The following is a 7,703-nucleotide window of genomic DNA, read 5'->3' as shown; positions in this document are numbered from 1 at the left end:
GGTCTTTACGATGCTTACAGCTGATATGGACGCTAAGCTAAAATCTTTAAATAAAGGCAAAAAAGACTAAAAATTTTTGGGCGTGAAATTTAGTAGCGCCCAAGCTTTAAACAAAAATTTGGCAAAGAGCGTTTATAATGCCGGACAAAATTTATCTCAAAGGAAAAACGCTGATGCCTTGTCCCATGCATAAAGCTCGTTAATCTCGGCAAAAAACATATCAGCGATTTTCAAAAATCACGCAAATTTTTAAACGATTTTACATTTTTTCATATTGATATAAATCCATTTTTGCTAGCAGGTCCGTTGCATTGTAACTGCATTTTTAAAAATAAAGCGAGGCAGTGTTTGAAATTCGGGCGAAATTTGTTTAGTAGAGTTTTTTATAAATTTTATTTTAGTTTGAGAAAATCGGGTTGCCACCCGCCGTTTCTAAGCCAGCTCTTTTGAGCGACTTTGAATAAGCTTAAAATTTAAAAATAAAAAATCAAAATTTAAAGGAATCAAAATGATAAAAAGTTATGTTACGGGTTTCCCGCGAATCGGAGAAAAAAGAGAGCTAAAGCGCGCGCTTGAGGGTCTTTGGGCCGGCAAAGAGGGCTTTAGCGAGGAGAACTTGCTAAGCGTCGCTAAAACGCTAAAAAACAGGCACTGGCAATACCAAAAAGACGCCGAAATCTCGGCTATCAGCGTAAATGATTTTTCGTTTTACGATTTGATGCTTGATAGCATCGTCGCGTTTGGCGCCGTACCGCCTAGATTTGCAAATTTGAGCGGACGAGAGCAGTATTTTGCCTGCGCGCGCGGTAACAAAACCGGCGTAGCGATGGAGATGACGAAGTGGTTTAACACAAACTACCACTACATCGTGCCTGAGCTTAGCGCCGAGACGTCGTTTAAGCTTGATGCATCAAAAATCCTTGCCGAATACGAAGAGGCAAAGGCTGCGGGCGTAAAAGGCAAGGTAAATTTGATCGGCCCTATCACGTTTTTGGCGCTTTCAAAGACCACCGACGGCAGCTGCCCGTTTAAAAATCTAAACGCTCTAGTCGCCGAATATAAAAAGCTTCTTGAGCTACTTTCGACGCTTGACGATGAGGTTTTAGTGCAGTTTGACGAGCCGATTTTTGCGACCGATAAAAACGAAGATATCCTGCTTAGCGTCATCGGTAAGGTGTATAACGAGCTAGCCGAAGCCTCAAACAACGTCAAAATCGTATTTATGACGTATTTCGAACACGCATTAAAAGCGGTCGCCGAGGTAGCAAAAACTAAAATTTACGGTATCGGACTTGATTTCGTTCACGGAAAAAGAAATTTTGAAGCGCTTGAAGCTATCAAAAACAGCCGCTTAACGCTATTTGCTGGCATCATCGACGGACGTAATATCTGGAAAAGCAACATCGACGAAAAGGTAAATTTAGTCCGCGAGATCGGCGAAAAAATCGGTGGCAAAGATTTCTACGTCGGACCTAGCTGCTCGCTGCTTCACGTGCCATATACCCTAAAATACGAAGAAAAACTAAACTCCGAGGTCAAAAGCTGGCTGAGCTTTGCCGTAGAAAAACTAGACGAGATCAAAATCATAACCAAACTAGCCAACGGCGTAGCGCTAAATGCGGCGGAGAGCAAAATTTACGAAGAGAACAAAGCTGCGGTTAAAACGCGCGCGACGTCAAATTTGATTCACTCGTCAAGTGTGCAAAACCGCGTGAAAAATCTAGTCAAATTTGAGCGCGAAGATAAATTTGAAGATCGCATCAAAATCCAACGCGAAAGCCTAAACTACGGCATCCTACCAACTACGACGATAGGTAGCTTCCCGCAAACCGTCGAGCTAAGAGTGCTTCGCCAAAACTTCAAAAAAGGCGAGATCGACGCGAGCGCGTATGAAGCCGGTATCAAAAAATACATCGACGACTGCGTCAAATTTCAAGAAGATATCGACCTAGACGTACTAGTCCACGGCGAGCCTGAGCGTAACGACATGGTCGAGTATTTCGGCGAGCAGATCGAAGGGTATGCATTTAGCGAGAACGGCTGGGTACAAAGCTACGGCAGCCGCTGCGTGAAACCGCCTCTACTTTTTGGCGACGTGAGCCGTCCAAAAGCGATGACCGTCGAGTGGATGAAATACGCCCAAAGTCGCACTAGCCGCATAATGAAGGGCATGCTAACTGGACCTGTAACCATGCTAAACTGGAGCTTCGTGCGCGACGACCTACCTCGCAGCGAGGTGGCTAAACAGCTTGCACTTTGCATATTTGACGAGATCGCAGACCTGCAAGATGCCGGCATCCGCATCATCCAAGTGGACGAAGCGGCGTTTAAAGAGGGCTATCCGCTACGCGCCGAAAACATCCCTGCGTACGAGAAATTCGCGGTTGATTGCTTTAAGCTCTCGGTTAGCTCGGCCGAGCCAAAAACTCAGATCCACACTCATATGTGCTACTCCGAGTTTAACGACATCATAAAGACCATCGAGGCGATGGACGCCGACGTCATCAGCATCGAGACCGCTCGCAGCGGCAACGAACTGCTAAAGATCTTTAAATCCGTCGGCTACAAACAAGAAGTCGGCCCTGGCGTCTACGACATCCACAGTCCGCGGGTTCCTAGCACGGACGAGATCGTGCGCCAGATCCGCGCGCTGCTCGAGGTTCTGCCAAAAAAACAGCTCTGGATCAACCCGGACTGCGGCCTAAAAACGCGTAAATGGGAAGAGGTCGAGCCGAGCCTAAAAAATATGGTCGAAGCCGTCAAGATCGTAAGAAATTCATAAATTTAACCGCTTGCGACTCGGATAAATTTGCCGCTTTGCCGTTTAAATTTACGGCCGAAGCGGCTTTTGTCCGCTAAATTGTGGGTGATGATTTTTAAAACCCGCTCAAATTTGACGCGGATCAAATTTGTCGGTCGCTGGCGAATAATTTATCCTGCGCACGCGCCGTAGCAGCGTAAATTTAACCGCAAACGGCGCGGTTTTCTACATTTTAAATTTGGAAATTTCATGTTAAAAGAAAAAATTTTAAACAAAGAAAAGGGGCTCGTGCTCTACGGATTAACGCCGCCAAAGGCCGAATTTGACGAAGCCAAACTGCGCGACATCTCTGATCGCTGGACGGGTAGGATAGAGAGCATAAACGCCGACGGGCTCGTGCTTTACGAAGTGCAAGACGAGAGCGAGAGAAACGATAGTGAGCGGACATTTGAGTTTAGCGGCACGCTAAGCCCAGAAATTTACTACCGCGACTACCTAAACGTCTCGACTCCAAGCATCTTTTACCGCGTGGCTAGCGGCTACGACGAGCAGGGATTTCGCGCGGCCTTAGTCGAACAAAGCTCAAATTTAAACGTGCTAGTCGGAGCAACGTCTAGCTCGCAAAAAGTGCGGTTAAATTTGGCTCGCGCGTACGAGATCGCGGGCGAATCTGAAAATTTAGCCGTCGGCGGAGTGTGTATCGCCGAGCGTCACGCCAAAAAGGGCGACGAACCGCAAAGAATGCACGAAAAGATCGCGGCTGGGGCGAAGTTTTTTATCTCGCAGGCGATCTTTGACGCGCAGATGACGCGTAAATTTTTAGAGGACTGTGCGGCCTCAAAGATAACCGAGCCGATATTTCTCACGTTTTCAACGGCGGGCAACCCAAAAACGCTAGAGTTTATCAAATGGCTGGGCGTTAGCGTTCCTAGCGCGGTTGAGGCGCGTCTAAACGCTAGCGAGGACTATCTAGCTCAAAGTTGCGAGATCATCAAAGAAATTTGGCGCGAGCTAAAGAAATTCGGCGACGAAAACGGGCTAAATTTGAGCGCAAACATCGAAAGCGTGATGGCTAAGCGCGCCGAGATCGAGGCGAGCCTAGAGCTAGCTCGCGAGTTTAGGCAATTTTAGGAGAAAAGATGGCGGATACGGACGAGCTCTACGCCAAGGCAAAACGCGCCAACGCGCTCAAAAAACTCATGCGCGTAGCTGCCGTCCTGACCGCCGTGCCAGCCCTTTTTGCGCTATCAAGCGCGCTCCTAAACGACGGGCTTCACGAGCCTTTTAGCTACCTTTTTATCGGCGCCGCGGCTATTCTTTTTGTCGCTCCTTCGATTTATGGATTTATAGCAAATTTTTATGCAAAACCGGCGGAAACTCCAAACGAAAATGCTCAAAATTTCGTCTCTAGCAAGATTGCCGCCGAGCTGAGCGAGCTAGAAAACGAGCGCGTAAATTTAGTAGCCGCCGTCAAAAAAGCAAGCCTAATCGCCCTTGTGGTAGGCGTTTGTGTAGGCGCAGCAGCGGCGTATTTTCTAGATGCGATTTTCGGCGTGACGCTGGGCGCGATCTCGTATGCTGCGACGACCGGCCTTTTGACTGCGTCTAAAAGGCGAGAATTTAGGGCAAATTTTAAACGTCAAATCATAGAAAATATCGTAAAAAAGCACGGCCTTAGCTACGATAAAGACCGCGGGCTGGGGCTTGATGATTTTTTTACGATTTATGATTGCAGGGTCGATGAGTGGAGCAGCGAGGATCTCGTTGAGGGCGATATAGATGGCGTTAGCATCAAATTTAGCGACTTTTACGCGGCCAAAAAGGTGAAAAAGAAAAACGGCACCGAGACGGTCGTGCTATTTCGAGGCGTGCTTTTTAAGGCGGATTTTAATAAAAAGCTAAGCTCCATAACGCAAATTGCGCACGTAAATTCGCGAAATTTAGCGGTTTACGGGCAGAAGGCAAATATGGACGACGCGAGATTTGAAGAGATATTTGACGTCTATACGACCGATCAGATCGGCGCTAGATACGCACTTAGCCCGGCGCTGATGGAAAATTTTACTCTGCTTTGCCTAAGACTAGACGCCCCTGTAAACTCCGTTTTTAAGGATAATCGAATCTTTATCGCCGTAGAGACCTGGCGTGACGACTTTGAGCCAGATATCCGCAAATCGCTAATAAACAACGAAACCATAGCGCTTTACGAGAGCGAGATAGCAAGCTTTGCTCAGATAGTAAAAGAGTTAAATTTAAACCGCAAAATTTGGTAATTTTGAAATTTGGACGGCTTTGTGGCTCGCAGCTCAAATTTGAATGCAATGATAAAATTTTACGTAAATTTAATCACGATATAGCGTAAATATTTTCTAAACATCAAAGCGTTTTTGTAGTATAATCGTCTTACAAATCCACACAAAGGAGTCGTCATGAAAAAGTTGATTTTAGCGATCTTTTTGGCGTGTTTGGCGTTGTCTTCGGCACAAGGCGGCCAAGAGTACGGCGATGGATTGAGAGCCGTATCCAGAGGAGAGTGGGCTAACGCGGTGCAGTATTTCACGGCAGCTTGTTATAACTATAATGATAACGAAGCGGGCTCTTGCAAAGAGCTTGGCGTGATATACGAGTACGGCAAGGGTGGTGCGGGTCCTCAGAGAGTGAAAAAAAATGACGCTCTCTCAAAGCAAGCTTACGCGCAATGCTGCAAAAAGAGCGGTGGCCACATGAGAGAGTGCTGCAAAAAGGTCGGCAAATAATCGCGGCTCGTTCTGGGCACTAGCTTTAAGTATGCGGCCGCTTTGGGCGTGGAATTTAGCCTTGGGCGGTCGCATACGAAATTTATGCTTTAGCGATTTTGGCTCAAATTTATCAAATTTTGCTTCTTTGGTGTTATCGCGTAGGTATGTTTCGTGAGACTGTAAATTTGTATTGTGAGCGGTGTTTTCTAAATTTGCCGAGCTTGTTTTTGATTTTACTCGGTTAAATTTTGCTTGGCGGCCTGAAAGACTTTTTCTAGCTTTTTGTTATTTTTACCGTCTTTTTCGAGATATAGTCGCTGTTGTTCTTTTAGGGCTTTAAAAATTTGCGCTCGCTCTTCGCCGCTCGTTATTTCAAGCAGTGCTTGCGCCCAGTTAGCAGGGCAACCAAAGCCGTATTCGCCTATGCCAACAAGAGTTTTTTGCATTCGCTTGGCGTCATAGTTTAGATTGTGAATGGGGTAGGTCGAGATGATTTTTAGCGTTTCTCGCTCCGCTATTTCGCAGGAGATCAGTTCTTTTGCTAGCTCGATACGTATTTTTAAAATTTCTTTGATCTGATCGTTTGTGTAGCGATTTGACTTGCGCGAGTTTGCTTTTTGCATATTCGTTTTAATCTATCTTTTCTTCAACATATTTTGCTAGCTTTACGCCCTTATTTATCTCTGCAAAATATGATTTATTCACTATGGAACCATCCGGAGATTTTGCATACTTGATGATTTCATTTGCACTTATTTTATTTGATAATATTTGTTTGCTAAATCTTATACCAAACAAATGTATCATGGCTACTCTTTCGCCGTCTTTCGCCGTAAAATACATATTTGCCAGTTCTTTTCCTAGCTCTTGTGCAGTCATAAATTTCCTTTGATGGAATTTTGGGATAAATTTGGGCGAGAAATCGCCCAAATTTATGAATTTTTATCTCTTCGGCGTTACTAGCATATTGACATAGCGGCCTTCTAGCAGCGGCTCTTTATCGCGGTCGGAGACGTCTTTTACCATCTCCCAGACCTTTTGCAGCATCGCGACGCCGGCTTCGGGATTGCTCATCTCGCGGCCTTTTAGAAATACGCGAAATTTGACGTGTTTGCCCTCTTCTAGAAACTCAAGCGCATGCTTGACTTTATAATTTATGTCATTTTGAGCGATTTTGACGGAGAGTTTGATCTCTTTTACTTCGATCGTTTTTTGCTTTTTCTTGGCCTCTTTTTGCTTTTTTTCCTGTTGGTAGCGGAATTTGCCGTAGTCCATTATTTTGCAAACGGGAGGTTTAGCGTCAGGCGCGATTAGCACCAGATCAAGCCCCATTTTCTCGGCGATTTTCAAGGCCTCTACTCTTGGGATGACGCCGTATGCGGTGCCGTCGTCCCCCACGCATCTTACTTCGCTCGCTCTGATATCTTCGTTGAGCAACACTTCGTTTTCTTTAGCCAATTAGTTTTTTCCTTTAAGTTGAAATTTGTTGATTATATCCAAAAATATTGTGTTTTTATTGTATTTTTCGTAGAAATTTATTGCGCCGTGACAATTTTTGCGGATTTTGGTAAAAGCTAGGCTTAGCATAAAGCCGCGCCTAGCTTAAATTTAGCGGATTTTCGCTGGGGTTTCAAAAACTTACCTCGGCGAGTTTTGATTTTAGCAGCCCTACGAATTCATCCAGCTGCATATCTTTTTGCTCCCTAGTCGTGCGGTCGCGCAGGGCGATAGCGCTATTTGCCACTTCGTTGTCGCCAAGTACGGCTATCATCGGCACGCGCTGTTTTTCTGCAGTGCGGATGCGTTTGTTTAGGCTCTCGTTTTTGCTTGCGATTTCGCTATCTACGCCGATTTTGCGAAGCTCTTTGGCAACGGTTTTGGCGTAGTCTAGGTGCGCGTCGCTAATCGGCACGATGACTACTTGCGTCGGAGCGACGAAAAACGGTAGTTCGCCGCCCGTGTGCTCAATCAAAATACCGATAAATCGCTCAAAGCTTCCCAGTAGCGCACGGTGTAGCATAACGGGGCGCTGGCGTTCGTTATTTGCGTCGATGTAGCCCAGATCAAAGCGCTCAGGCAGGTTAAAATCGACCTGGATCGTGCCGCATTGCCACTTGCGTTTTAGCGCGTCGGTGATTTTGATGTCGATTTTTGGACCGTAGAATGCGCCGCCACCCTCGTCGATGCCATATTTAAAGCCGTTT

The 7,703-nt window shown here is 45.9% G+C and carries 8 protein-coding genes; 4 read left to right on the top strand and 4 right to left on the bottom strand.

From position 1 onward, the window contains the following. The first annotated feature begins 508 nt into the window (after nt 1-508). The 4 genes from metE to Q0314_RS02070 all read left to right on the top strand — a co-directional run bounded on the left by metE (nt 509) and on the right by Q0314_RS02070 (nt 5,517). A complete protein-coding gene (gene metE / locus Q0314_RS02085) occupies nt 509-2,782 on the top strand; it encodes a 5-methyltetrahydropteroyltriglutamate--homocysteine S-methyltransferase (RefSeq protein ID WP_298055987.1) in 2,274 nt (757 codons plus the stop codon). 228 nt (nt 2,783-3,010) lie between these two features. Then, a complete protein-coding gene (locus Q0314_RS02080; RefSeq protein ID WP_298055984.1) occupies nt 3,011-3,892 on the top strand; it encodes a methylenetetrahydrofolate reductase in 882 nt (293 codons plus the stop codon). Nucleotides 3,893-3,900: 8 nt separating this feature from the next. Further along, a complete protein-coding gene (locus Q0314_RS02075; protein WP_298055983.1) occupies nt 3,901-5,034 on the top strand; it encodes a DUF3137 domain-containing protein in 1,134 nt (377 codons plus the stop codon). 156 nt (nt 5,035-5,190) lie between these two features. Further along, the gene (locus tag Q0314_RS02070) at nt 5,191-5,517 is read left to right on the top strand and encodes a hypothetical protein (RefSeq protein WP_298055979.1); all 327 of its coding nucleotides are present in this window, start codon (nt 5,191-5,193) and stop codon (nt 5,515-5,517) included. A gap of 215 nt (nt 5,518-5,732) precedes the next feature. Here Q0314_RS02070 and Q0314_RS02065 read toward each other — a convergent pair whose 3' ends face one another. From Q0314_RS02065 to Q0314_RS02050, 4 genes are all read right to left on the bottom strand, one after another. Next, nucleotides 5,733-6,122, bottom strand: coding sequence for a hypothetical protein (locus Q0314_RS02065; RefSeq protein WP_298055976.1), 390 nt, complete (start codon nt 6,120-6,122; stop codon nt 5,733-5,735). A 7-nt stretch (nt 6,123-6,129) separates the two neighbouring features. Beyond that, nucleotides 6,130-6,378 carry a hypothetical protein gene (locus tag Q0314_RS02060; RefSeq protein ID WP_298055973.1) on the bottom strand — a complete coding sequence of 83 codons (249 nt, stop codon included), beginning with the start codon at nt 6,376-6,378 and terminating at the stop codon, nt 6,130-6,132. 63 nt (nt 6,379-6,441) lie between these two features. Continuing rightward, nucleotides 6,442-6,957, bottom strand: a complete 516-nt coding sequence (gene infC / locus Q0314_RS02055) for a translation initiation factor IF-3 (RefSeq protein ID WP_002944238.1) — start codon at nt 6,955-6,957, stop codon at nt 6,442-6,444. Nucleotides 6,958-7,129: 172 nt separating this feature from the next. After that, on the bottom strand, nt 7,130-7,703 hold a 574-nt coding region (locus tag Q0314_RS02050; RefSeq protein ID WP_298055970.1), incomplete at its 5' end, for a threonine--tRNA ligase.

The sequence above is a fragment of the uncultured Campylobacter sp. genome (assembly GCF_938040115.1).
Taxonomy (GTDB): Bacteria; Campylobacterota; Campylobacteria; order Campylobacterales; family Campylobacteraceae; genus Campylobacter_A.
Note: the sequence above shows the minus strand (reverse complement) of the source record. Positions and strands in the feature narration are given on the sequence as shown.

Excerpts from the sequence above, each read along its gene's own strand:
- Q0314_RS02075 (WP_298055983.1), top strand. The coding sequence starts at position 3,901 with ATGGCGGATACGGACGAGCTCTACGCCAAGGCAAAACGCGCCAACGCG.
- Q0314_RS02070 (WP_298055979.1), top strand. The coding sequence starts at position 5,191 with ATGAAAAAGTTGATTTTAGCGATCTTTTTGGCGTGTTTGGCGTTGTCT.
- Q0314_RS02080 (WP_298055984.1), top strand. The coding sequence starts at position 3,011 with ATGTTAAAAGAAAAAATTTTAAACAAAGAAAAGGGGCTCGTGCTCTAC.
- metE (WP_298055987.1), top strand. The coding sequence starts at position 509 with ATGATAAAAAGTTATGTTACGGGTTTCCCGCGAATCGGAGAAAAAAGA.
- Q0314_RS02065 (WP_298055976.1), bottom strand. The coding sequence starts at position 6,122 with ATGCAAAAAGCAAACTCGCGCAAGTCAAATCGCTACACAAACGATCAG.
- Q0314_RS02060 (WP_298055973.1), bottom strand. The coding sequence starts at position 6,378 with ATGACTGCACAAGAGCTAGGAAAAGAACTGGCAAATATGTATTTTACG.